Raw genomic sequence first — 25165 nt, 5'->3', positions numbered from 1 at the left:
CTGGCCGGTAGAGGCTGACATTGACGACACTGAACTGTGGCGGGATCGGGTCAAGCAGCAATTGATCTTGGGTCGCCGGGTAGAGGATGAAGCGCTTTCCTTGCTGGCGCAGCTGAGCGAGCAGAGCCAACCTCTGGTAATAGTGGCAGAGGCCTGGCGGGAAGACGACCGTCATTGTCTATGGCAAACCGGGAAAGAGCAGGCTCTGGCAGAGGACTATGACTGGGAGCATGATGAGAACGAGCCGGACTCTGACTATGCCGCGCTATTTTATGACCTGGAAGAGCCGGAAGACTATCTCAGGATTGGCGAGCTGGAGGAGCTGGATGCCGAAGTGGGAGAGGCTATGCTGAACGCGCTGGCCGAACTGCCCAAGAGCCTTGGCGCCTGCGCCTATGCCGCCTATCGCCTGAGCCGCCTGAACTCGCCCCACAGCTTAAGCCCGAAAGCCGACAAGGCCAACGAGACCGCGGCGCTGCTTCGCTGGCTGGCGCAGCAGCTGCCGTTACAGTTTCAGCACCATATCTTCTATGAGGGCGGAGAGTACCAAAAGAAAAGGCGTGAACATCGCCTTCTCAAGAGCTGGCTCACGGATATAGACACCGAGGGCGATGTTGCCAAGATGGCTCAAATTGCCTCTGAGATACTCTATACCAGTAAGGACGGAAAGCGTATTGCACTCTTGTGGTCCAATGCCAATAAAGGATTCCAAAACGGCTTGTTGGCGCTGTATTTCCTGCTCTGCACCCCGAAGTTCGAAGCGCCGCAGTGGCAGGCCTTGAAAACCCTGGCACAAAGGCACTGGCAGCTATGGCTGACGCTGGATCCGCTGCAACTGATTGAAAAAATTTATTATTGCTGGGCTGACTACGCCTTCTATCCGGCCATTGACGATGAGCATATCGAGGCCGAATTGCGGCAAAACCTGCTCAAGCTGGGTGTCAGCGAGCCGCAGCTCGATGCTCATACCCTACTGACAGAACAACAGGTGGCTGCCTATCGCCCGGCCGATAAACGCTTCTGGCAAGGTTATATCACCAGGCTGAGCCGGTTTGCCGAAGCCGACCCAGAGGATAACAGCATGATAGGCCGCCGCCTCTGGCAGCAACAGCAGCAGTTGTTGCAAGCGCTGCACACAAGCCGCGAGCTGCCGAGGCTGAACTTTTTTGGCCATCTCAAGGCCAACTTCCCCGAGACTCCTTTACCGCAGGCATTTTTCGAACTGTTTGATCTTTGCCTGCGGCAAAGCTTCAGCAAATCATTTCCCGAACAGCAGGCGCAAAACCTCTGCCGCCAACTCAAGACTTATCTGGCATCGGGCGAAGGGCTTGAGCCCTTGACGCCCCAAGCCACGGCCGAGTTGCAGGACTGGGCGCCTTGCCGCTCGGACGACCCCGCCGATGCGGCTGAGCTCAGCGACTTTGTCTGGCTGCTGCCTGAAGCGCAGGGGCGAGCTTTGGCCCTGTTTCTCGCAGGCCTTGGAACCCAAAGCCTGTATTGGCTTCACCGGCCGAGTGTGGAGACGGCCTATGTCAACCACCTCATTGCCGAGGGTAGTCTCTCGATGGCGCAGCGCTGGGAAGATCAAAGCGTAGGACACAAGCGTCACAGCGACTATGACACAGGGTTAGCCTTTCAGAGTGCCAAGGAAAACTGGGCCCTTGGCTGGCTCGACAGCATAGGCGTAGCGCCGCAAAGCACTGTCTATTTCGCCGTAAGCCAAGGCCGCGCCCCGGCGCCCTTCCTCAGACATTTGGCCGATGAGGGCCGACTGCCGGAGACCTCGCAGCTCTTGACCATAGACGAACGTGTACGCCTGCTGAAGTTACTGGCGCAAGCCGGGGTTGACGCCGAGCTTTTCAGCTCCTTCCTGCAAGACGAGTCTGCCGCGGTCCGGCAACTGGCCAAAGATTTGGCGCAAGGCTCTTAATAGCAGGCTCTTAAGGAAGGCATAGATAAAACAGCAGTTGGGAATACCCCAATAAACGAGTAATAACAGGATAACTGCCCGCGCCCTGGCTCACGGCGCGGTCGCCGGTTGTTTAACAGGAAGTGCCACACAGGCAGCGACCGGAATTTAATATCAAGGAAGCAATATGCCCCAGTTCGACAAAACCCTCAGCATTAGCCTCAAGCCACAAGATCCCGCCAGCATCGCCCTGGCGCTGCAGCAATACCGGCAACACCTGCACGATGGCAGCGCCTTTCGTCTTGAAGGCTCCCTGCTGTTCAATATCGAGTTTATCAACGAGCAACAGCGGCCACTCAGCAATGACGATGCCGGCGACAACCGCAACTTGCTGGTGCATGCACTCAGCGCCGCTCGAGCGCACCACACCTTTAAATATTGCACTGAAGCCGTGCTGTTTGCCGCAGCGCTGAACTTCCCCGAGCTATTGGACGAGATCAAGGCAACTGCCGAGGCCATGGTGGCCTTCTCCCGCAGTCGTAACGACTTTAGCGATCTCTTTCTCGATGACTACAACGTCTTCGGGGTAGAAGCCCTCTACATGCTGGCCAGGCAATATCCCGAACTGAGTCATTATCTGGCCGCCTTTTTAGTGCCTTACTGGGATTTGGACAGCGGCTATACACCCGTGGAACTGCTGGGCAAACTGGTAGAGGATTTCGGCTGGCGCCGCGAACTAATCCACGCCTATCTGCACTGTGATGGCGAACAGAGCCGCCGCTGTTTTTTCCAAACCGCCGAGGGTGATCCTGTCAACCCCAGCCTGCTGGAACACTTTAGCGAGCATGCTGACGATTACACCTGGTTTAAGGCGCAGCTGCTCAAACGTCTAAAGCAAACCCCGCTACTGGCCTATGCCGATGAACAAACGCTGGAACAAACCCAGCCAATACTGGAATTCTTCTACAGCCTGGACGACTGGCCAGTAGAAGCGGAACTTGAAGACACTGATCTGTGGCGGGATCAGGTCAAGCAGCAATTGATCTTGGGGCACAGGGTGGAAGATGAGGCGCTGGCGCTGCAGGATGCGCTCGGCGCTGAGCCCAAGGCACAGGTTGCCGAAGCCTGGTTGATGGACGACAGGTTCGCCCCCTGGCAGCAGGATAAGACAGATACCGGCAGCGCCCAGGCAGAGCCGGAAAGTGGCAAGAGCTCCGGGCAAACTCAAGGCGACTGCCAACTACCCAGCTTGGATGAGCTGCCTTTTTTCCTGCTTAGCCATACCTGCAAGCAAAGTGACTTCGCACAGTTGGATGTAGCCATTGCCGAGCGTCTGCCGGCGGCACTGGACAAGTTGCCGACCCACTTGGGGGGCGTCGCCTATGCCGCCTATCGGCTCGGCCGCCCCGAGTGCACAGAGGCAGAAACCCAGGCGCTGCTTGGCTGGCTGGAGCAGCATTTCCTCACTGCCTATATGCGTGTCTTCAATCGGCATGGTGGCCGCTTCAATAGCGATAATCCGCAGCATTTGATACTCAAGGCCTGGCTCACTGAGGTCAAGGAGCAGCAGGATGCTGACACTATGGCCGCCGTTGCCGAATCGCTACTTGGCAAGGATGGGGGAAAACGCGGAAGCCAGATAAGCCAGCGTCAAGCGGCCTACTGGTTGTTTTTCCCGGACGATGGTTTCCAGCGCGGCCTGCTCAGCCTGTTTTTCCTGTTAAATAGCCAACTGCCAAAGGCTCACACCGAACTGCAGATCCTGGCTAAGCGCCACTGGCAACTGCTTTTGAAACTGGCGCCTATGGTGCTTATCAGCCGCATCAGTCAGTTTTACGCAAACTATGAAGGATATGCCGCCATAGATGATCCGCAGACAGAGCAGAGCCTGCATCAAAAGCTGCTGGCACTGGGAGTCAGCGAGGCGCAGCTGGATGCCCATACTTTGCTGCAAGACAGGCGCATCGCGCGCTATGCCCCGGCCAATGAGCGCTTCTGGCAACGTTACCTGGAGCGATTGGCAAGCTTTGCCGAAGGCGATCCCGAAGATAACAGCATGATAGGCCGCAGCCATTGGCTGGCTCAGCAAAAGCTGTTGGATGCCCTAAACTATTGCGATGAAACTGCCATGCTGGGATTTATTGCCGATCTCAAGGCCTGTTTCCCGGAGCGCCCCTTGCCGCAGCAAACCTTTGAGCTATTTAACCTCAGCCTGCAACGCGGCCTGGAGCAAAAACTCAAACCGGCAGCGGCGAAGGCTGTCTATGACAAGTTACAGGCCTATTTACAAAGCGGCGAAGGCCTGGAAAACCTGACACCACAAGCCTTGAAGCTGCCGGTTCTGCAAGGCTGGGATCCCTACAGCGATTATCGCGGCAAGGTTGGCGTGGCAGACTTTGTCTGGCTGTTGCCAACCGAGATGGGAGAGCGACTGGCACTGTTTCTCAGCGGTCTTGGGAAACGAGGGCTGCACTGGTTGGGCTGTCCCAGTGTCAGGGAAGCCTATGTCAACCATTTGGTTGCCGAAGGCCATCTGAATATGGCCGAGCGTTGGCAGGATGAAGCGCTTGGGCACTCAAGCATAGGCGATGTCGATGTGAGCCTGCAACTTGAAGCCGACAAGGAATTCTGGGCGCTACTCTGGTTGGATAGGATAGGTGTGACGCCACAAGCCACTGTGTATTTTGCCATGCACGAAGGGCGGCAACCTGAGTCTTTCATTATCCACTTGGCCAGCCAGCAGCGGCTGCCGGATATGTCCGGGCTGTTGACCGCAGATGAGCGCAAACGCCTGCTGGAAATCATCGCCAAGTTTGATTGTCTGACCGAAGAAAACGCAGAGCCATTCAAGCAAGATGAGTCGAGCGTCGTCAAGCGTGTGCTGGGCAAGTTGTTTTAAGCTTAAAGAGGCGTTGCCGGTCAGCGCGGCAACGCCTCTTTAAGATAGTTTCAGTTACCTTTGAGTGAGCGCAGCAACAAACCTATGCCACCTGTCAGCAATACCAGGATCACCAAGAGATCAAAACTGCTCATGCTGCGCAGGCTAAAGTGAATGGTAGAGATCACCCCGAAGATCATCGCTGTGATTGAGCCAATCGCCAATAACCGGCCAAGAATATTCTTGCCGCTTTAGGCCCGGGCGGCAAACCGGGCCATAGCGTTACGAGTCGCGGCCATTGAGGCGTTCAATGATCTGTGCCTTGGCCTCTTCCTGTGCCTGCAATGCTTCCTCTTCCTGTTTCTGCCGCATCAGCTCATTGAAGGTAATGCGGGCAGACTGGGCTTGCTCCGAGGCTTGCAGTTTACGTTCCTTCGCCGTCATGGCTTCATCTGTGAGGCGCTGCAGCTCGGCAAGTGACTCATCGGGCGCATCCCCCAATTCCAGGTGCGATTCACTGCGGCTCAAGGCTTCACGGCGCAGCTGTTTTTTCAGCTCCCAGATGGCATCCAGGGCTTCACGCTCGGCATCGGCAGCCTCTATGGCACTGTCTCGCAGCTGCTCAAACTTGGCCAGCGCCTGGCCCTCACGGCTCCAGGGATCGACCTCAGGCAGATCCGAAATATTAATCACGGGATCCTCATAACCATCCTGATGACTCAGGTCCAGCATGGCCGCCTTGACCCCGGACATCATCAGCATCACGGCTATCACCAAGAGCGGCAAACCACCGACGATAGCCGCCGTCTGCAAGGTGGCGAGCCCACCCATAAACATCAGTACCGAAGGCATAAAAGACAGGGTAAAGGCCCAGAATAGGCGGTTCCAGCGCAGTGGTTCCTCGGTGACATTGTTTTGCACCACGGATGCCAGAATATAGGAGATGGAATCAAAGGTGGTGGCGGTAAAGATGATACACAAGATCGTAAAGACTGCGATGACCAGATAGCTGAACGGCAACTGCTCCAATATCGCAAAAATTGCCCTGGTCGCCCCGTGTTCATTGAGGATACCCACCACATCCAGCTCACCGGATAACTGCAACGACAAGCCGAAATTACCCAAGATCATAAAGTACATGGCACAGCCCAGGGAGCCGAAGAAAATTGAACCGGCCACCATCTGTTTGATGGTGCGGCCGCGGGAGATCCGCGCCACAAACAAGCCCATGCTGGGCGCAAACACCAACCACCAGGCCCAATAGAAGATGGTCCAGTCCTGAGGGAAATGGGTATTCTCAAAAGTGCCCAAACCACCGAAAGGCTCGGCCCAGGTGGCCATCATAAAGAAGTTGCTCAGCATACGTCCCAGAGAGTCCAGGCCGGTTTCCAACATAAAGATGGTAGGGCCGGCAAACAAAATAAATGCCAGCAGCGCCAGCGCGCCCCAGAAGTTAATATTACTCAGCACCTTAATGCCTTCATCCATCCCCTTGTAGGAGGAATAGGCAAACAGTGCAGTACACAGAAGCAAAACCCCTATCTGGCTACCCGTGGTCGATGGTAGATCAAACAGGTAACTCAGACCTTCGTTGATCAGCGGCGCCGCCAACCCAAGCGTTGTCGCCGCCCCCCCCAGCAAGCCGAAAATAAACAATATATCGATAAACTTACCGAGCTTGCCGTGACTGCGGCCTTCACCTATCACGGGCATCAAGGCCGCCGATACCTTGAGCACAGGCTGCCTGCGAACATAAAAGAAATAAGCGATAGGGATGGCCGGGATCAAATAGATGCTCCAGGCGATAGGCCCCCAGTGGAAGAGGCCGTAAGTCGCGGCCCAGCGCACCGCTTCTTCACTGCCGGCTTGAAGTTGGAACGGCGGGTGCTGATAGTAATAGGCCCACTCAATCGTGCCCCAATAGAGGATACTGGCGCCTATCCCGCCGCAAAACAGCATTGCCGCCCAGGAAGCTGTGGCGAATTCCGGCTTTTCATCGGCATCGCCGAGCTTAATCTGGCCGATATCCGAGAAGATGATATAAATCATAAAGAAGAAGGCGGCTAGCCCAAGCGACAGGTAAGCAAAACCCAACTTATCCGTCATAAACGCCTTGGCAACAGCTATCCATTCGGCGCCTTCAACCGGAAACAGCGCCAGCGGGATCACCACCGCAAGCAGCAAGCCCAGTGCACCAAAGAAAGTGGCTTTATCTATGAGTTCGAAGTGTTTTTTCATGCTTTTGCTCTTCTGTTTGTCTCCGTTCGGGAGCTGGGATCACAGGCAGAGGCCCATGCCGGATAAAATAGGCGCAAGTCGCCATCCAGTCGATTACATTTATCCGGAAAACGTACAAAAAGTGACGTAAATCAATGAGATGTTACTTGATGATATATTTGTGTCCAGCTTGTATGGATTGCTGACTATTTCAGTAAATACGATAAAACGCTTAAGACCATAAGGATTTATGTGCTTGATTGCAAGTTTGCCCCTGTCTGGGAGGTGTCATTCATAAAAGCAAGGGATTTATAAAAGCCAAGAGACTCAAAAAGCAAAGGAGCTCACAGTCACAGAGGCCCCAGACAGACCAAGTGCCAACAGCCGGCAAAACCAGGCTGCCAGTCTGCCGCTTCGCTACTGCTTCAACTTCACCCAGGCGGCCTGGGTTTCACGACTGCTTCTTGGGTCCTTTGGCACCAGCCAAAGCAGCATCATATTCAGCAGTGAAGTCGAGAGCGTGGCTCCCCAAAGCAGCATCAGAGAGAGTGTGATAAGGATATAACTGGCGTAGGAATCCATAAAGGACAGGGCCAGACCGAAAACCACACCGCTCCCGGGTAATAACAGTAGAGTAATAAACAGCATCAAACATACCGTCTTAGCGACTGACCACCCCAGATTACGAGCCCTGCGACTGATAATCCTGTAGCCGAAATAGAGGCTGGGCAGTAACCAAAACATGATGAGCGTTCCTGTTCCCTGCCCTTCAAGCCGCAGCAAAGACCGCAACGCAAAAGCAGGGGAACCGGAAGTTTGCACCATAAAGGTTAGCCATCCGAGAAACAATCCGTTGCAAAGCCCCAGTATCATGCTGCTGCGAAAGAAAGCCAACGCCGGCGTCTGACGATCGGGGGCGCACCCCTTACGATGCGCCAGCAAAGGGTGTTCCGCTTCAACGTTTACCAAGGGAGGCCGAAACAGGTAGATCAGTAACTGCACCACCAGCCAAACAACAGCGCAGCCCAAGGCAAACATCAAGCCCAGCCAAGGCATCATCTTGTCAAACTGAAGCATGCTCAGTAGCTTTGGGTAGGAGAAGCCGAACAGGATGTTCACCAATGCCAGCGGCACACCGCACCAATACCCGAACGCCCGTCGCCCTATAGCAACATGCGCTGCCAGCAACCCCGCACCTATACTGAGTTGTAGCCCAGTTACCAAGATAGCCAACAGTGAAATAAAGAAGTCGACCTCTCGAATTGCCAGCAGCAATGAAGGTGAGAACATGTACACCAGTTGCCACTGATAATGGATAGCCAGCATGGGCAGCAGCGCAATAAAATAGCGACTCCGGTCGCGGGCTTTTGCCGCCCCGCCAAACTCTGGCTCAACAAAGAGATCGCTAATCACCTTAGCCATGCTGTTGGCCGATTGTCTCAATCCCATTGCTCATCCTCCTCGAAATGCTTGCCAGTCAGAACTGGATGAACTCAACTCGGCAGCCCAAAGCAGTTCGGTGCCGCCTTCAGCGAATGGACGCATCTGCAATAGATGGAGAACCGGGCCACCTATACCAGACTTTGCTTTCAGCAACCTGGGGCCCAATTCGCCCCCCCTGGGCGTATCTCTCTGGATACGGGGCAAAATCCAAAACCTCAATCACAAAACAACCCTTTGTTATTTATGATGATTACCCCTAAATTAAGCATCATTTCATTGATAATCATCTTCATCCTGACGGCTCATTTCATATGGCAAGCGGCGGTTAAAGTCCTCGCCATCAGGGGTATCGGCATACTTGCCGAGCAAGGTATCCAGATTGCCATCCTGTTGGAAAAACAGCTCATGATCGACATCGATACAGTTGAGGTATTGGGCCACCAGCGGCAGATATTGGCTGCCGGCCAAGCCCAATTGCAACGCACAGTCGGCCAGTGCCGGCTTGCTGATATGTGGATCGCTGTAACAGTAATGGAGCCGCTCATTGGCAATGAATAGCCCCAGCAGACGCGCCATATAGTTCCGGCCCTCCAATTGGAAGGCCACAGCCTCAAAGAAGCGCGCCTCATCCCAGCTTTCGGCGGCATCATAAAAACCGAGGCGCAAGTCTTTACCCGACTTTAGCGATTCAAAATCTGTCAATGCCCGCAGCACCAGCTTGTCCAAGACCTCAAGCCTCGCACTCGCTGACTGCAGATCCCTGACTTCGATTCGCGAAAAACCAAGCAAAGGGGGAACTGTATCCTGCTCCTGCGCCTGGGCATGGAAGCTGCTCCATTCTGTCTGCTGTAATTGCACAGCAAAGCTCGCGTCCATGGCGGCGGGCGCTTGGTTCATCTGGCTGGCCAGATCCAAAGTGGGGTTGGGATTGACGCGCCACAGATAATGCCAGTCGGTCAGCAAAGCTCCCTTGCCGAGGAGTTTCATGCCCTCCTCGTCGTATAAGTCATCTTCGCCATCCGGGAGATACAAGGGTGAGCGCCACTGCCCGTCCAGAGAAACCTTGCGGGTCGCGCCGCCATGCCAGCCAAGCCAAAGTGCCGCTTCGTCATCGCAGTAGGCAATATCATCCAGCTGGAGCCAGAAACGCCCCAGCGCCTCTTGCCAGTCGAGATTGTCGACATCGGCCGGGGCCAACAGCATGTCGGCGTCATCGGCCAGTTGCTCGCAGGTATATTGACGCACGCAAAAACGGCCTATCTCGCGGCCAAGGCGCAAGTCGATGCGCTGCAACTGATACGCCAGCGCCTCGGTTTCAGCATCGGCTACCCGGCTCAACTCCATGGCCGGCAGGGTAAGCTCACCGCGCTCACTGTCCAGCGCCAGGGCACACTCCCAGAGCGCTTCATTCCCCGGCGGATTGGGCAGAGGCATGGCCGCCACCTGCAAGAGCTCGGAATAACGGCCCTGCCATTGAACTTGGCTAATGTTATTACTTACGGGGTCACTACCTACGGGGTTACTGCCCACAAGATCATTGCCGACGACAGCCATAGGGTCCAGCCGCAGCAAAAACTGCCAGGCCTGGGACCGACGACGCCTACTGCGGTGACAATGCAGGATCAAACTGTTATCCGGCCCGGCATAGAGGCGATCGGTAAAACTCAGTCCCATGCTGTCCGGCAGTCCGGTCGCATCGACCTCGGCCCAAGGGCTACCCTGATTATCCACCTCATCATTCAGCTGCATGGCAGCCGAGGGCGAGAGGTCCCTGTCCTCCAGCCAGTGCCAGAGCATTAAATCGTAACAGCAGCGCCGGTCATTTTCGCCCAGTGATGCCAGGGTTCGACCATCACTCAATACCGCGACTTTGAGATATTCCATCCCGGTATGAGCCAAAAACTCCTGCTGCCGACGCGCCAGATCCACCAAGTAGAGACAGCCCTGCTGATCCCAGATAACGCAGCTCTGCTCACGCCCCGGCACCCCATGAAAACAATCACTGACCTGCATAGTGCCCTCGGCCATGGGAAAGTCTGTGCTCCAGATGAGCCGATAACCCGAGCCCGTATCTGCCGCTTCATAGAGATACAGGCAAGGGCAGCCATTGTCCGCATCGATATAGATAAGTTTACCGTCGCCAACCGGCGAACTTGTGAATGACATATTTCTTTATCCTTTGCTCAAAAATACCAGCGACTGCCAGTTATCGTCGTTATCGAATTATTCGTCGTCATAGTCGCCTTTCTCGGCCAGCTTAAACTCCGAGTCGTTATAGGGGCTTGGGACCGCCGCCTGGAAAGCCGCCAACTGTTGCGAGTCCTGATGCTCGGCAAAGATCACTTTCAAGGTGCGATTGATATGAAATGGATGCACGGGCAAGGCGCTGAGAACATTGAAATAGTCCGCGAGTTGCGGCAGTGCCTGCCTGTACTGGCTGAGCGCCAAGGCAGCCTCGGCCAGCACTGGCTGTCCCTTGGCTCCCAGCAAGCATCTGGCCTGGGGCAGACGGCAGTATGCCGCCAGGATGGCCGCAATCAACTCAGGCCCCTGCTCCAGACGCACGGCATAGTGGAAGAAGTCGTACTCGCTGTGCCGATTCCCCAAACCATCGACAAAGGCAAACCAGAGCCTGCCAGGCTCAGTAACCGCACTATGGGTTATTTTCTGTTTCAAGCGGCCAAGCCAACCGGCTCTGGTTGCAACGGTGGCTCTGGTTGCAACGGGGGCTCTGGCGGTTACTGAGGCTAAGGGCGCTCCGCACGCCTCCCCCAGGCTCTGCTCCAATTGGGGCAGCACCGCCAGTAGTTGCTGCAAGAGTTGCAGCCTGCCTTGATTTGATGTCAGATCGTCACAATAGAGAGTCACCCTGCCACTGGGGCAAGGCTCGGCCTGCAGTTGGCTGGGAATTTGCATAGGCTTGGGTTGATAGCTGCGGCAATTGAGCGGGCACTTTTGCTGTTCGCCAGCCAGCAGGCTCTGGGGCACAGCAGCTTGGGAGCCGATGTCGACCGAGTAATGACTGGGCTCATCGAGATCACCGAACGCCAACCAGGGCCGCCCTTGGTCGACACCCTTGATCATGACCAGATCATCACCATAGTGGCTCAAGGGCCGCCACTGCCCCGCCGCATCTTGGCTGCCCAGTTGGTACAGAGGGGAAAGCCTCTCGCCCTTCGGCGACACCTTTTGTACCACACCCCCTTTCCAGCCCAGCCAGAAGACTTGCTCCTGCTCGCAAAAATAGCTGGAAGTCAGGCTGTTGAGCAGTTGCTGCCACTCGTCGTTATCCTGGTGGGATATCTCACCGGCGGCAATCCGCTCCAGCGCCTCCTGAACCGCTTCGGCATCATATTCATCACAAATATCGGCCATGGCCAGCAAGCGCACCCCGGCATCAACTTGACGGCCAAGATTCATATCTATCAGCTGCAACCTGGCTTCGTAACGCACAGGCTCGCCCCCGGCCTGATGACGGCTCACCCCATCGGCGGCCAGGGTAGTGATAAGGCCGTTGGCACGGTTCTGGAACCAATAATCTCGCGGTGAAACCTGCACTGGAGCCGGTTTCCCCGGCAGAGGCTGTTCGGACCAGGTTTCGTTTGACGGGTCAAAATACACCAGTTGCTGAAAGCGGAAGCGGTAACCCTCATGATCATTGCGACCATAGAAGGCCACGCGTCCATCCCGGGTCAGAATCAGTGACTCAGGCTCGATTTCGGCGCTCACAGGCCAATGCTGTACCGGCTCCATGGCCGCGAGATCGACCTTGAGCAAGCTGTGGCCGCGGCGCGCAGCGATGCCCACCCGCCCGACCACCCACAGGGTCTGGTTATGGCTATCGAGCCAGGCCCCGGGGCTTCCGGTGATTTGTAAATCCAGCACCTGTTCACAACTGCGCGCCTGATAATCGCAGACAAAAAGCAGTCCATTTTGGCCCAAGGCCAGAAAGCGAGTGTCATCCAGCCACTGCAACAAGGCCAGCTCGCCATCCTCGGTTCCCGGCAACTCACATTGCCACAACAGGGTGTCGGCCTCGGCAGAACTCTGGATAACCTGAATAAGTTCAGGGCCGATAAAAAACAGCTTGGCCTGTTGCAGGCGGATATTGGTTCTTACATTGGCATTCATTGAGTTATTCCTGTGATTTGCAATCAGGCGGGGGAAATCGGCCAGGACAAATCCTGGACAAAACGGCGATATTGGCGGCGCTTGAGCAGCCCCTGGCAGTGGCGCCGTTGAATAAGCGGCACTGAGTGCTGTTGATGGAAAGCCGCGCCTGGAACATCAGCCAGCATATTAAAATAACGAGCCAACAAAGGCAGATAAGCTATGTCATCACCGGCCAGCGCCAGCACTGTGTCCGACAAGGCCGACTTGTCGGCGCCGCTGCGCAGACTTGCCGCATCCGGATAGGCCAGCAGCTTCTCAACGGCTTCTGCCAACAGCTCGGCACCGCCCGGCACAGCTATCAGCGCGGCCACAAACTGCGCCTCGGTCCATTCACGGCCATGTCTGTCGCTGAAACGCCACTCCAGGCGCTCACCCTTGGCGCTGTTTGGTAAGTCGGCCAGGCGACTGACCATCTCTTTGGCGCTGCCCAGCAAACACCCCCCCAGCTCCAGATAATCGGCCTCAATAAGATTGAGTCCCGCCTCACCATGGGCCAGGCTCTGCTGCTCACTCATCACCAACTCAGGTTTAGGCCAGAAATAACAGGGTAAACTCTGGCACTCGGCTTCCCCAGGCAGCATGGGCCTGACAGTGCTGGTATCCAGCGCATATATCTTGAACCCCACCAGCAGCAAACGATTGGCCGTGGGAGAGGTCAATTGATAGTCATAGTGATCAAAGGCTACCAGGGCAAAGGGATTGGCTTCGTCGCCGGGGAGTGGGCATTCGTTGGCGCGATAGCGAGGCGACACCGCCTTGAGGCGGAAGTGTTCCTCTGGCGCCAGATAGCCCTTCATCAGCTCGCCACTGCGCCAACTCAGCCAAAAAGCGGCTTCATCCCGGCAAAGGCGGATACCGCTCAGCCCGTCAAACAGGCTTTCGAGTGCATCAGTCAGCTCATCTTCATCACAGGTATCTTCGCCGCTCCTGAGCGACTCAAGCAAAGTGGAAAACTCATCCGGATCCAACAAGCCATCATGACTGTCAAACCAAAGCACCGGCTGTTGCCAAAGCACATCAAGGGATTCGAGAGCTACCAGTTGCAACTGCAACCCAATGCGTGGACTGTCACCGCTCTCATCCAACAGACACTCAGACACAGGCAATAAGGCCAACTGCCGCTCAGGGCAAAGGTGTATACTCGGGCAACGGACGCCTTTAAGCAGCGGTTTGCCCTCAATCCGGTGAAATTGGCTCTGGCCATCGACCACATTGATGCACCAGAAGCCATGCTCCCGCTGCGCCAGAGAGCCGCATTTACGCTCATAGAATAAAAAACAACCGTCACGGCGCCGCACCATGGTGCTGCCAAGGCGGCGATTATCCAGATATTCAGGCAAGCAGATATCCTTAATCGGCCGCCAGTCGGCCAGCGACCAGCCCAGAAGACAGGGATATTCATCATCCCCTCTTGGCTGCTCGGCCACATACCAGAACTCGCCTCTGTCTTTATCCAGCCAACCATGACCATAGATGCCGACATTTGGCAGATTGACCATCAGCCGAGGCCCGGTTTCGATATCACCGGCATAGATCTGCCCGGAGCAGGTGGCGACCACAAATTCGCTGTCGCTGTAGAAGGTGCTCAGCACCACTTCATCCTCGGCCTGAGGCAACTCATACTGCCAAAGCAATTGCTGACGGCCATCAGCCAGCGGCGTCAACAGCTGCAACTGCGGGGCGCCGGCCTGCTTCGGGGAATGTAATATCCATTTGGCAGCTCTCATTTGAGACTCCTGTTGTTAACAGTAAAGAGATAGCCACGTCCGTATATCGAAACGGCATGATGAAATAGCCCCAAAGCACCCATCAAACATAAAAACAACTTGGCATGGCTAAGGGGGCTTGCCAGGTGCGTATACAGAGCAAATAAAGGGGAAGGAAGCGTTTGGCCTAGATTAACCAGCGGCCTAATGGGAAACTGAACGACAATAGCAGTTTTCAAAACAATCCTTTTCGATGGCCTTAAGGCCTGAGCCCATCCAGGGCTCACTTAAATTCAATTCGACCGCGATGATAAGCACAGTCAATACAGTCGAGGCGGCCGCCAGAGCATCCTTAAGCTCCCTTGGCGGGAGGGTGGATTTTGACGATTCCAGCCATTGGAAACAAGTTAAAACACCAACAAAGTGATATGAATCAATAAGAGGGAAAAAATTTACACCATAGTCAAAACCGACTAAGCGGATAAAAAGCTCAGCTCACAGCGGCGAGAATGTCGGCGTGGCCAGGCGCGAGGAAACCAGAGCAACCAGGATATGCTGCTCCGGTGATAAAATAGGAACGGTTTCTGTGTCAGGCAAACCTGTCATCAGAGAGGGTTTGCAGTGGATCTTTGCCCTGTTCATACCAACCATCACGGGTATTTTGCACGCAATCAAATGCCTGAATATAAGGTTTGATATCTATGATGGGAGTGCCATTGAGCATATCGATCCCCTTAACATGGATACGGTTGCCCTCTAAACGGTCAATTTCCAGTATCGACAGGCCTATGGGATTAGGGCGCTTGGGTGAGCGGGTTGCAAATACACCACGCAATTGATTATCGAGAAAAGGTTTAACCTTGAGTGCTCCCTGCTTACATTGATGCAGATGAAACAGCACATAAACATGGGAAAAACCATCGAGGTCGGCCAACCCTTCGGCGTAGTCGGGATGGATCACCAAAACCCCTTGGTTATCGGCGACCTTGCTGCCCTGGATCGGCATATTGGCCAATTCTGTGTACTGGGTTTCGGCATGGCCTATGGCGGTAAAGCTGACAACTTGCATAACAACTCCGTTGCAAATACAGAGTTGCAGTCTACCTCAAGGCTCAGAGGGGATCCTCAAGACAACTCACATTCCCGCCTCAGGGAACGCTGAGCAAGGTTTCTTCATCAAAGTACTTCTGCCTCAGACGCCGCCCCTCTTCCGAGCTCAAAACACGGTTGAGCACAGCCTGAAAGTCACTCACCAATTGTGCAGGGATACCGGCACTGAATGCAAAACACAAAGGCTTATGACTGACCTCAAGCAAAGGCGCCATCATGTCCGGTTCATAGCCTTGCCGTTTAAGGGTACTCACCAAGGTTAATCGGTTGCTGGACAACAAATTGGCTCGGCCACTACTGAGCACCCTAATCGCCTGCTCCAGGCTGCTGGTACGCACCAACAAGCCGGGATTAAAACCATGACTCAATAGCAACTGCTCACCCACATCATCTCTGACTGCCACCACCACTAGCCGCTTGGCGTCATCCAGGCGGGTTAATCTCGGCGCCATCTGTTTAAATGCATACAGATTTAACTCCAAAGTGCCCAGACTGCAGGCCCATTGAAACAGGGGAACCCTGGCATCTATGCGGGCCGTGGAAAACAACACCACGTTATCGCGGCTTGCCAACAGGTAGTAGCCTCTGGCCCATGGCAATATCTCTATGGGTTGCGGCTCAACCGCCATCTCCCGCCAAACAAGATGCAAAATGTCGGTTGTGAATCCGGAAACCTGACCCTGTCCCAAACTAAAACTGTAGGGAGGGTATTCTTCAGTGAGATACCTGAGCTGGCTCAGATCCGCAGCCGCCAGCACACTGCAACAATAGAGCAATAGCGGAAAAAGTAAGCGCATAACTACCCCCCCCGGACAACTATATCTATAGGAAGGACCTCTGCAGGTCTTCAGTGCTATGCCTTGAGTGCCAATGGTTGTGCACGCCACTCTCGACAAAAAGAAGGTCACGAGGATTTACTCGCGCCCAGCTTAAGTGTTGTCAAAGGTGGTTCAACATACAAACCCGGGTTTCAATGCTTATTAACTCATTGTATTTATATATTTTTTAACAAAACCATTCGAAAGGAAAGTCCTCACATCCAGCAAGCCACGTCAGCAGCTCACCAAAGGCTTGCATTATTTTTCACGACGCCTTGAGCATGGAGCCCACCTAAAGGCTCTCAAAATGTCGATTTACCCCCTTAAAATCGCGTTTTAAGCACTTCTCAAAGTCATGATTTTAAAGGTTTTATTTTTAGTGATATTCCAGAGTGCCGATGTTAGCCTGCAAAGATTGTTGGGAAGGCGCGAACCAACCCCATATTTGCCTGCCTAGGCAGAGTTCGCCGAAAGAGGTAGCGCCCTCCCTGATTAAAGGAAGCCGTATGGATATTATCGATAAAGTTTTTCAACAAGAGGATTTCTCACGCCAGGATTTGAGTGACAGCCGTTTTCGCCGCTGCCGCTTCTATCAGTGTGACTTCAGCCACTGTCAGCTAAGGGATGCCAGTTTCGAGGATTGCAGTTTCATTGAAAGCGGCGCCGTTGAAGGGTGCCACTTCAGCTATGCCGATCTGCGCGATGCCAGTTTCAAGGCTTGCCGTCTGTCTTTGGCTAACTTCAGCGGTGCCAACTGCTTTGGCATAGAGTTCAGGGAATGCGATCTCAAGGGCGCCAACTTTTCCCGGGCCCGCTTTTACAATCAAGTCAGCCATAAAATGTACTTTTGTGCGGCTTATATCTCAGGCTGCAACCTGGCCTATGCCAATTTGAGTGGCCAATGCCTGGAAAAGTGCGAGCTGTTTGAAAATAACTGGAGCAATGCCAATCTCAGCGGTGCTTCCTTGATGGGCTCCGACCTCAGCCGCGGCACCTTCTCCCGCGACTGTTGGCAACAGGTCAATCTGCGGGGCTGTGACCTGACCTTTGCCGATCTGGATGGACTCGATCCCAGGCGGGTCAACCTCGAGGGGGTCAAGATCTGTGCCTGGCAACAGGAGCAACTGTTAGAGCCTCTGGGGATAATAGTGCTTCCGGATTAGCCTGAAGGCAACTTAAGAGGCAAATATCACTTGAGTTCCGCGCTGCAACAGGGCAGATTCTGCTATAGCAGAGCATTACCGCAGGAATGCCGTTTTCTCTGCTGCCGCAGCCGACGTTATACCTTCCCTTCAAAGGAGGCATTATGAAGACTCAACTGCACGCCGAGCTGGCTCAGGTCAAGCGCTCTTTGGCAATCACCCAACTACTGGGAGCACCAGGCATCTTACTCATAGGTTTGGCACTCTATGGCCTGGTTATCGCCGAAGGAGATGCCTTCATCCAGGCGCTCAATAATCCTATCAATTGCTATCTATTAATCGCCATTGGCTCGGCCATCACGCTCTGGGAAGCATTAAAGATTATTAAGCTCTCCAAAAAACAAACTCAGCTTCTCAAACAACTCGATGAATGTAATGAGTTGTCGGAAAAGGAAAACGCTTGATGCTGAAAAACACCTAATGAATTAGACACATAGGAGAAATAATGGAATTAGAGATTCAAGTTACTTTTCGCACAGGAGACAGCATAAGAACCCGACGCTACAAGAGTGAACAAGGTGCCTTACGGGGCATTTGGAAATGGCTCAACAAGCATCAGGAGCAAGGAGATATTCAAGCCAGCTTCTTTTCCCCCGAACAGGGCCACCGCATCTTTACACAACCAGAGCAGCTCAGTGAATTTGAGCCCCAAACCATAGATAACTTTTATCAATCCAGGGCTTGGCTAGCGCTCAGATATCAGGTGCTGCAAACTCACGAGCACAGATGTGCAAAGTGTAACCGTACTAAAGCCGAACACAATATAGTGCTGCATGTTGACCATGTACTACCTCGCAGCAAACACAAAGACAAGGCATTAGATATCAATAATCTGCAAATACTCTGTGAAGAGTGCAACCTTGGGAAGTTGGACAGATGATTTATTGTTCAGTAAATCACCCGTCAAAAAAACAACTCATTTACCGCTCAGAAACAAAGCTGCTAACATTCAAAGTTGGGCAAAGCACGTAATTTTATAAAAAATATAAGTCAACAACATAGACAAAAATCAGCTTTCAACCAGGCATTCTCTCAAGCTTAGGTTTTTGAAAGCATACTTTTAAGTACTCAGCAGCAGACACATGAGTAACAACATACGGAAATTTGCATATGAAAAATATAATAATTGCGGTCTTTTTAACCGGACTAGTAGCTTGCAGCTCTACGCCAACAGCCATGGTTTTCGACGGCAGCAGTGCAGAATCCACCCAACGAGGTGTTATTAGTATCATGAGAACATTAAATTCTCATGACAAACAGGAATTCGTGATGGCCTTGATGAAAATCCAACATGCCGAATTCGACAGTCCTCTGGCCGCGATGAAACACTCAGATCAAGCGGGTCAAATTGACTTTGCCCTGGTGGGTAAAAAAATCGATGGACTCACCTTAGAGCAAGTGCTCAAACTTGCACAAAAACCAAGCAACAGGTAAAAACTGCACAACAAAGCCGCTAACACGTTAGATAATAATAGCGCGCATCAGCAGTTATCCCGACACAAAGAGCCATATTTTGGCTCTTTGTTGCAGTTGGAGGCGGGAGTCTACCGGGAGTTCTGATTGAGTAAGCATGTCTATAGCACTTCTTGCCAGGTATGAGTATCTTCTCATGCCACCAAACCAAGCTCAGTTTAGTAAGACATTGAGAGTTAGAGGTTAATTATCCAACAGCAAGTATTGAATACTGTCGGGCGCAGTGTTGCCTCTACTGCTATTATCGGCTGAAACAGCAAAAACAGGGCATAAGTCACAGTTCCCCTATCATGAATGGCAGGCTCTGCTATAATTTGTGCCCGAAATTTCTCAGCCAATTCCAGACGAGCGGTAAGTCATGTCCACTACAGGTGTTGAACTCTTTAATCCCGGCCAACAGACACAAGCCCCTGCTGCGGCCCCCAAGCAAATGGTGCAATTGGCCGATAACAAGTTAGAGCTGATGGCGCCGGCCAAGAATGCCGACTTCGGTATTGAGGCCATTCGCCACGGGGCAGATGCGGTCTATATTGGCGGCCCGGCGTTTGGTGCCCGTCATACCGCCGGTAACAGCATAGAGGACATTACCCGCCTTTGTGAGTTTGCCCATAGATATCACGCTCAGGTATTTGTCACCATCAATACCATATTGCTGGACGATGAACTGGAAGAAGCCAGGCGCCTGATCTGGGCGGTGTACGAGGCAGGTGCCGATGCCATTATTGTGCAGGACCTGGGGCTGCTTGAGCTGGACTTGCCCCCAATTGCACTGCACGCCAGTACTCAGATGGATAATCGGGTTCCGGCCAAAGTCGCCTTTCTCGAGCATGTGGGCTTTTCTCAGGTAGTGTTGGCGCGGGAGCTGAGCCTGAGCCAAATTCGCGCCGTGGCCGCCGAGACCAAGATGCGACTTGAGTTCTTTATCCATGGCGCCCTGTGCGTGGCCTACAGCGGCCAATGCTATATCAGTGAAGCCTACACAGACCGCAGTGCCAACCGCGGCGAATGCTCACAACAATGCCGGATGCCGGGTAATCTCAAGACCCGCCAGGGCGACATTATTGCCAGCAACGACCATATGCTGTCGCTGAAGGACAACAACCAGACAGATAACCTCGAAGCGCTGATCGACGCCGGGATCCGCTCCTTCAAGATAGAGGGCCGACTCAAGGACCTCAGCTACGTCAAGAATGTTACCGCTCACTACCGCCAGCAACTGGATGCTATCATGGCGCGTCGGCCCGAGTTTGAACCCTCGTCCCACGGCCGCTGCAGCTACAGCTTCACCCCGGATCCTGACAAGAGCTTTAACCGCGGCAAGACGGACTACTTTGTCAATGAGCGCAAGGCGGACATCGGCGACTTCCGCACCCCGAAATACTTGGGAATAGAGGTCGGCAAAGTCAGCAAGATAGGCAAAGACTTTATCCAGGTCGACTCGGATACCGAGTTCCACAACGGTGATGGCCTGGGCTTCTTCGCCGCCAATTATCAAAAGGCCAGATTGTCGGATGACAAGCTGACAGGTTTTCGGGTCAACCGCGCCGAGGGCAACACCCTGTATCTAAAAAACATGCCGAAAGATCTCTATGTCGGTGCCACCTTGTATCGCAACAAAGATCAAGCCTTTGAAGCCCTGCTGGCCAAAGAGTCTGCCGAGCGCACCCTGTTGGTGGACTTCAGCCTCAGCAATACCCAGACAGGTCTGGCGCTGACCGCTGCCGACCGTCATGGCCATCAGGCGACAGTGACCGCTGACTTCGAAAAACAACAGGCCAAGGATATTGGCCGCAACCGTGAATCACTCGGCAAGCATCTCGCCAAGCTGGGCAATACAGATTTTCGCCTCGGACAGGTAGATTTGGGCGATGCCGAAGCCGTTTTTGTACCGGCATCCATCATCAATGGCCTGCGCCGTAATGCCGTTGCCGCCCTGGACGAAGCGCGCATTCAAGGGTATCAAAGACCCACGCCCTGGGTACGGGACGACAGTGCCCGCTTCCCGCAGCGCAGCCTGACCTATCTTGGCAATGTGGCCAACCAAAAAGCCAAGGACTTCTATACCCGTCACGGGGTGGTATCCATCCGTGATGCCTATGAAGTACGGCCGGTGAAAGGCGATGCACCTTTGATGATCACCAAGCACTGCATACGTTACAGCTACAACATGTGCCCCAAAGAAGTGCCGGGGATCAAGGCCGAGCCGCTGGAGATGGAGCTGGGTGGCAAGCAGTTCAAGCTGGTGTTCGACTGCCATAAGTGTGAAATGCTGTTGGTAGGTTAAGGAGAAAAATATGGGATTTTTAAATGCCTTGATGGGCAATGCCAGTGAAGTGGATCTGGATAAACTCAACGAAGAACTGGCGCCTATTATGGCCGACAGCGAACAGTTGCAACTGGCCTATAAACTGGTACGCGACATCTTTGTCTTCACCAACAAGCGCCTGATCTTAATAGATAAACAAGGCATGACCGGCAAGAAAGTGAGTTATCACTCCATCCCCTACAAGGCGATAGTACACTTTGAAGTGGAAACCGCCGGGCGCTTCGATATGGATGCCGAACTCAGGCTGTGGATCTCAGGCCAGACAGAGCCCCTGGTCAAAGAGCTAAAACGCGGCACTGATGTGGTGGGTATTCAAAAGACCATAGCCAAATTCACGCTCTGAGGTTAAAAAGGGAAGGATTCCCCCTCACCTATTAGCTCGAAATGGACGTATTTACTGTGACTGTTTCGCTGGAGCGCCCTGCAAAGAATGTTAAATTTGGAGGGATTAGGGGTAGGCAAGACGGGTGTTTGCACCGAACACCAACCAAGGCAAAAGTGTGTAACGCCTTATTTTAGCCACAAAAAAAACCGACTCAAGGTCGGTTTCTGCTCTCTCTAAGAGAGATGGTACCAGAGGTCGGAGCGACGGGGCTGGTCTTCCAGCCGACACGCGCGTGGCGCAATAACCTGCCCAAACCTGCCCAAACCTGACTCGGAGCTAAAAACGAAAAAACCGACTCAAGGTCGGTTTCGGCTCTCTCTAAGAGAGAGATGGTACCAGAGGTCGGAGCGACGGGGCTGGCCTTCCAGCCGACACGCGCGTGGCGCAATAACCTGCCCAGACCTACCCAGACCTGACTCGGAGCTAAAAACGAAAAAACCGACTCAAGGTCGGTTTCGGCTCTCTCTAAGAGAGAGATGGTACCAGAGGTCGGACTCGAACCGACACGCTTTTAAGGGCGGGGGATTTTGAATCCCCTGTGTCTACCAATTTCACCACTCTGGCACATTTAGATTGTTTCGCGACGATGTCTCATCGGCGAGTGAACGGAATTATACCTGTGCTCACTTCAATGGCAAGCGCTTTACGAGCCTGTTTACCAAAATCCTGTTCGGTTGGACAAAATTCGCTCTGACTACTGGGCTCCGCGGGCAATTAGGAAGCCTGTGTACTCCTTGTCACTGCCCTGAATATGGTTGATAAGCCAGGATTTAAGGAAGGCCATCAATTCATCGGCAACATCTTCACCACTGGCCACTCGCTTCTGGAAATCCAGTACCTTAGCCACCAATTGTTGGTGCTTAAGCTTGTGCTGTTCGGTCTGCGGGTAACCGAAACGGGCAAACAACTCCTCTTCATAGGCGAAATGATTGGCAGTGTAATCCACCAGCCCCTGTACTATGCGTTTAATTGCTTCCAGGCCATAAGCTTCTTCCAGAGTGCGGTGAAGTTCATTGATCAGGGATACCAGACGTTGGTGCTGACGATTAATCTCTTCCATGCCGAGATCCAACTGCGGCCCCCACTCAACAAAGCGATGGCGTTTCTCCAACTGCTCCATCGCCCGTTTGTCGACATGGAAACGCCCAAGCAGGGAACTGATCTCCTGCGACATATTGAATACTTTCAGACTGGATAAGTTGGTACTGTGAGTTTCTTTGGCATTTTCGACCGCCACTTGCGCCATAGAGGAGATATTGTTGCTAATCTCTTCGGCAACTGTCTGCTGTTGTTCCGAAGCCGCCGCTATTTGATGCGACATATCTGTAATGCTTTCAATCTGCGCCACAATTTGCCCCAATGCCTGCTGCGCCTGATGAGCCATCTCATGGCTGGCACTGGCCTGCTCGACACTGGTTCTCATCACTTTCACGCCTTCATCGGCACCCTGTTGCAACTGCAGTATCTGCTGTTGGATATCGACTGTAGCTGTGGATGTGCGCTGCGCCAGACTACGGACTTCATCGGCAACCACAGCAAAACCTCGGCCATGCTCGCCGGCGCGGGCACTCTCAATAGCGGCGTTCAGCGCCAACAGATTGGTTTGCTCAGCCACTTGGAAAATGGTGTCAATAATGGTGCTTATGTTGTTGCTGTCTTCGGCCAGACGAGCGATAACTAACTGGGTTTGCTCAACCTGAGCCGACATATCATCTATCTGCCGTACCACCTCTTTGACGGTTTGGTCGCCGCTGCGAGCTGCCTGCATGGCTTCCTCCGCGGCATTGGCAGCACAAGCTGCGTTACGGCTGACTTCCTGTACGGTAGCAACCATCTGATTCATAGCGGTCGCAGCCAATTCAGCTTGTTTTTCCTGCTCCTCCACTCCGGTATGGGCGGCATCGCTGATAGACTTGATATCCATGGCCACGTTCTTCATCGTATCGGCAGTATTGACCAAAGACAGAATGGTGCGACCAACGTCCTCTCCCATACGGTTGATACCGTGGACCACAGAATGGAACATGCCGGCATCCTGCTCCGACAACTGATAGCTGAGATCGCCTTCTCCCAGATGACGGGCGGCATTTTCCAAGCGCTTGAGATTGGACAGCTGTCTGGCACCAAGCCAAGTCAGCACTATCAAGGCAGCCAATAGAGAACCAAAGGCGAGATAACTGCCGCCGTGTAACAGGCTCCACAAGGGGTAAAGCAACAAGAGCAACAGCAGATAAAACTGCCACCGGCTTAATATCAATTTCGAAAGACCTTGGGATGTTTGCATCGCACGCTCCTTGCCAATGAACAGTCTCAGCCCAAGCCACCCTACTCCTTTAATGTGGTGATGAATATTATCCTTTGCTCCTATTCCCTTCAGCGAAATAACGCCCTTGTTTCTCACTCAGCTAATTTAAGCAAAACATGATACAGCTCATATTTTAACAAGGCGATTTACCCAATTAACAACTCTGACAACATTTGTTGATCGAGATCAGCTTCAGTTTTAGCAAATTTGATTAGTTTAGCTTTGACTTTACAAGAAAGAGGATTTCAGTGATGGCATTCTGGTTAGATCTAATGTTCGGAAACCCCATAGGTTTACTGTCGATGATAGTTATCTTCAGTACTATCGGGATCATCTCCTACATTATGTGGATGTTTATTGTAAAGTCAGCAAAGCCTTAGCTTTGACTTCCATGTTCTTTTAAATGCAATGACATTTTTGAGTATTGCTTGGGCAGCCCTGTGGCTGCCCTCTTTTTTATTGCGATTAAGCCGCGTGTTTCCGCACTTGGGCAATAGCATTGATAAATTGCGGTCTTGCCTTGATAAGATATTGCAACTCTTCCTGACTCGGTTCTCCCGGAGGAAGACGCAACACTCTTCGATTTAAATGCTTACGGGCTGCCATCGCTATCTTGTACTCGGCGGTGGGGCCTTGAATAGCGTAATGGCGTTCATTTCCCAGGCTCTCGAGTATATGCGCCTTGAGCAGCGCCTGTACGGGAGCCTCATTTTGCGGCAGGGTCAAAACACTGGCTCCCTGCAAAAAGAACTCTCGTAACAAGGCCCGCTCGGCCGGATCCAACAACTTCACCTTAGCTTCAATCATTTCGTTGATTCGGCGCTCACTTAAACGGCTTATCGCTTCATCCAACAAAAAGTTGACAGCCAGAGCGCCGATATAGGCCAAAGCCAGTAGCAATGTCAGGCCAATATAGTGGGCATTGGTATCTACCCAGGATTCCAAATGCAACAGAGCCAGCAAGGACTTTGGCATAAACAGCAGCAATGTGGTTATCAGCAGCACCCACAGCGTCAGTTGCAATGCAGCGGCCTTGAATTTGCCCTCTTTCAATACCTCAAATTTCAGTCTCTTCATGGCTCTATCCAGCGTCAGAAAATTGTCCCAACCTCTAATCAAGCAAAACCAATGCCAAATTCATTCAAAGCACCTCGGCTTAATATAACGACAAAAAAACCGCGAAAGTCAGATGCGAAGCTATGCTTAAAGCTATCCACAGT

18 protein-coding genes, 1 tRNA gene and 1 pseudogene are annotated in these 25165 nt (G+C 53.2%); 9 read left to right on the top strand and 11 right to left on the bottom strand.

Going from position 1 to position 25165, the window contains the following annotated elements; genetic code table 11:
* Positions 1 to 1930: hypothetical protein (locus RC73_RS20770; RefSeq protein ID WP_039034983.1), on the top strand; the 1930-nt coding region annotated here is incomplete at its 5' end.
* A 166-nt stretch (positions 1931 to 2096) separates the two neighbouring features.
* Positions 2097 to 4808 (top strand): hypothetical protein, encoded by a 2712-nt coding sequence (locus RC73_RS12700; RefSeq protein WP_039034982.1) that lies wholly within the window; start codon positions 2097 to 2099, stop codon positions 4806 to 4808.
* A 50-nt stretch (positions 4809 to 4858) separates the two neighbouring features.
* On the opposite strand, the pseudogene RC73_RS20765 reads toward RC73_RS12700, so the two are convergent.
* The 8 genes and pseudogenes from RC73_RS20765 to RC73_RS12660 form a co-directional block, all read right to left on the bottom strand.
* A pseudogene (locus tag RC73_RS20765) lies at positions 4859 to 5038 on the bottom strand (hypothetical protein); the annotation flags it as partial.
* Between the two features lie 31 nt (positions 5039 to 5069).
* Positions 5070 to 7025: a BCCT family transporter gene (locus tag RC73_RS12690; RefSeq protein WP_039034981.1), complete on the bottom strand. Its 1956-nt coding sequence runs from the start codon at positions 7023 to 7025 to the stop codon at positions 5070 to 5072.
* A 396-nt stretch (positions 7026 to 7421) separates the two neighbouring features.
* Positions 7422 to 8453 carry a hypothetical protein gene (locus RC73_RS12685; RefSeq protein WP_039034980.1) on the bottom strand — a complete coding sequence of 344 codons (1032 nt, stop codon included), beginning with the start codon at positions 8451 to 8453 and terminating at the stop codon, positions 7422 to 7424.
* 267 nt (positions 8454 to 8720) lie between these two features.
* On the bottom strand, positions 8721 to 10613 hold the full coding sequence (locus RC73_RS12680; protein ID WP_039034979.1) for a hypothetical protein: 1893 nt from the start codon (positions 10611 to 10613) through the stop codon (positions 8721 to 8723).
* Between the two features lie 57 nt (positions 10614 to 10670).
* On the bottom strand, positions 10671 to 12578 hold the full coding sequence (locus tag RC73_RS12675; RefSeq protein WP_039034978.1) for a hypothetical protein: 1908 nt from the start codon (positions 12576 to 12578) through the stop codon (positions 10671 to 10673).
* A 23-nt stretch (positions 12579 to 12601) separates the two neighbouring features.
* Entirely contained in the window at positions 12602 to 14347 is a 1746-nt protein-coding gene (locus RC73_RS12670) for a hypothetical protein (protein WP_039034977.1), read from the bottom strand.
* A 568-nt stretch (positions 14348 to 14915) separates the two neighbouring features.
* Positions 14916 to 15395, bottom strand: a complete 480-nt coding sequence (gene tsaA / locus RC73_RS12665) for a tRNA (N6-threonylcarbamoyladenosine(37)-N6)-methyltransferase TrmO (RefSeq protein WP_020442393.1) — start codon at positions 15393 to 15395, stop codon at positions 14916 to 14918.
* A 79-nt stretch (positions 15396 to 15474) separates the two neighbouring features.
* Complete coding sequence (locus tag RC73_RS12660) at positions 15475 to 16233, bottom strand: substrate-binding periplasmic protein (protein ID WP_039034976.1); 759 nt, start codon at positions 16231 to 16233, stop codon at positions 15475 to 15477.
* Between the two features lie 527 nt (positions 16234 to 16760).
* On the opposite strand from RC73_RS12660, the gene RC73_RS12655 reads away from it, so the two are divergent.
* From RC73_RS12655 to RC73_RS12635, 6 genes are all read left to right on the top strand, one after another.
* Positions 16761 to 17417, top strand: a complete 657-nt coding sequence (locus RC73_RS12655; protein WP_039034975.1) for a quinolone resistance pentapeptide repeat protein QnrA2 — start codon at positions 16761 to 16763, stop codon at positions 17415 to 17417.
* A 143-nt stretch (positions 17418 to 17560) separates the two neighbouring features.
* Positions 17561 to 17860, top strand: a complete 300-nt coding sequence (locus RC73_RS12650; RefSeq protein ID WP_039034974.1) for a hypothetical protein — start codon at positions 17561 to 17563, stop codon at positions 17858 to 17860.
* Between the two features lie 41 nt (positions 17861 to 17901).
* On the top strand, positions 17902 to 18336 hold the full coding sequence (locus tag RC73_RS19905) for an HNH endonuclease (protein WP_052248180.1): 435 nt from the start codon (positions 17902 to 17904) through the stop codon (positions 18334 to 18336).
* A 230-nt stretch (positions 18337 to 18566) separates the two neighbouring features.
* Entirely contained in the window at positions 18567 to 18890 is a 324-nt protein-coding gene (locus RC73_RS20525) for a DUF6694 family lipoprotein (RefSeq protein WP_143078423.1), read from the top strand.
* 469 nt (positions 18891 to 19359) lie between these two features.
* A complete protein-coding gene (locus RC73_RS12640; RefSeq protein WP_039034992.1) occupies positions 19360 to 21213 on the top strand; it encodes a peptidase U32 family protein in 1854 nt (617 codons plus the stop codon).
* 10 nt (positions 21214 to 21223) lie between these two features.
* On the top strand, positions 21224 to 21598 hold the full coding sequence (locus RC73_RS12635; protein ID WP_039034973.1) for a PH domain-containing protein: 375 nt from the start codon (positions 21224 to 21226) through the stop codon (positions 21596 to 21598).
* 519 nt (positions 21599 to 22117) lie between these two features.
* On the opposite strand, the gene RC73_RS12630 is transcribed toward RC73_RS12635, so the two are convergent.
* Together RC73_RS12630 and RC73_RS12625 are read right to left on the bottom strand one after the other, a co-directional pair.
* Positions 22118 to 22204, bottom strand: a tRNA-Leu gene (locus tag RC73_RS12630).
* A gap of 130 nt (positions 22205 to 22334) precedes the next feature.
* Positions 22335 to 23924, bottom strand: coding sequence for a bacteriohemerythrin (locus RC73_RS12625; protein WP_052248179.1), 1590 nt, complete (start codon positions 23922 to 23924; stop codon positions 22335 to 22337).
* A gap of 272 nt (positions 23925 to 24196) precedes the next feature.
* On the opposite strand from RC73_RS12625, the gene RC73_RS20135 reads away from it, so the two are divergent.
* A complete protein-coding gene (locus RC73_RS20135) occupies positions 24197 to 24325 on the top strand; it encodes a DUF3149 domain-containing protein (protein WP_071237139.1) in 129 nt (42 codons plus the stop codon).
* A gap of 85 nt (positions 24326 to 24410) precedes the next feature.
* Here the strand turns inward: RC73_RS20135 and RC73_RS12620 are convergent, their stop codons facing one another.
* Complete coding sequence (locus tag RC73_RS12620) at positions 24411 to 25022, bottom strand: superinfection exclusion B family protein (protein ID WP_039034972.1); 612 nt, start codon at positions 25020 to 25022, stop codon at positions 24411 to 24413.
* Positions 25023 to 25165 lie beyond the last annotated feature (143 nt).

Source organism: Shewanella sp. ECSMB14102, from assembly GCF_000813075.1.
Lineage (GTDB): Bacteria > Pseudomonadota > Gammaproteobacteria > Enterobacterales > Shewanellaceae > Shewanella > Shewanella indica.
This window is presented reverse-complemented; position numbering and strand designations above follow the sequence as displayed.

Bases quoted from the DNA above. Each gene is read 5' to 3' on its own strand.
- RC73_RS12700 (WP_039034982.1), top strand. From the start codon at position 2,097: ATGCCCCAGTTCGACAAAACCCTCAGCATTAGCCTCAAGCCACAAGAT.
- RC73_RS12690 (WP_039034981.1), bottom strand. From the start codon at position 7,025: ATGAAAAAACACTTCGAACTCATAGATAAAGCCACTTTCTTTGGTGCA.
- RC73_RS12685 (WP_039034980.1), bottom strand. From the start codon at position 8,453: ATGGGATTGAGACAATCGGCCAACAGCATGGCTAAGGTGATTAGCGAT.
- RC73_RS12680 (WP_039034979.1), bottom strand. From the start codon at position 10,613: ATGTCATTCACAAGTTCGCCGGTTGGCGACGGTAAACTTATCTATATC.
- RC73_RS12675 (WP_039034978.1), bottom strand. From the start codon at position 12,578: ATGAATGCCAATGTAAGAACCAATATCCGCCTGCAACAGGCCAAGCTG.
- RC73_RS12670 (WP_039034977.1), bottom strand. From the start codon at position 14,347: ATGAGAGCTGCCAAATGGATATTACATTCCCCGAAGCAGGCCGGCGCC.
- tsaA (WP_020442393.1), bottom strand. From the start codon at position 15,395: ATGCAAGTTGTCAGCTTTACCGCCATAGGCCATGCCGAAACCCAGTAC.
- RC73_RS12660 (WP_039034976.1), bottom strand. From the start codon at position 16,233: ATGCGCTTACTTTTTCCGCTATTGCTCTATTGTTGCAGTGTGCTGGCG.
- RC73_RS12655 (WP_039034975.1), top strand. From the start codon at position 16,761: ATGGATATTATCGATAAAGTTTTTCAACAAGAGGATTTCTCACGCCAG.
- RC73_RS12650 (WP_039034974.1), top strand. From the start codon at position 17,561: ATGAAGACTCAACTGCACGCCGAGCTGGCTCAGGTCAAGCGCTCTTTG.
- RC73_RS19905 (WP_052248180.1), top strand. From the start codon at position 17,902: ATGGAATTAGAGATTCAAGTTACTTTTCGCACAGGAGACAGCATAAGA.
- RC73_RS20525 (WP_143078423.1), top strand. From the start codon at position 18,567: ATGAAAAATATAATAATTGCGGTCTTTTTAACCGGACTAGTAGCTTGC.
- RC73_RS12640 (WP_039034992.1), top strand. From the start codon at position 19,360: ATGGTGCAATTGGCCGATAACAAGTTAGAGCTGATGGCGCCGGCCAAG.
- RC73_RS12635 (WP_039034973.1), top strand. From the start codon at position 21,224: ATGGGATTTTTAAATGCCTTGATGGGCAATGCCAGTGAAGTGGATCTG.
- RC73_RS12625 (WP_052248179.1), bottom strand. From the start codon at position 23,924: ATGCAAACATCCCAAGGTCTTTCGAAATTGATATTAAGCCGGTGGCAG.
- RC73_RS20135 (WP_071237139.1), top strand. From the start codon at position 24,197: ATGGCATTCTGGTTAGATCTAATGTTCGGAAACCCCATAGGTTTACTG.
- RC73_RS12620 (WP_039034972.1), bottom strand. From the start codon at position 25,022: ATGAAGAGACTGAAATTTGAGGTATTGAAAGAGGGCAAATTCAAGGCC.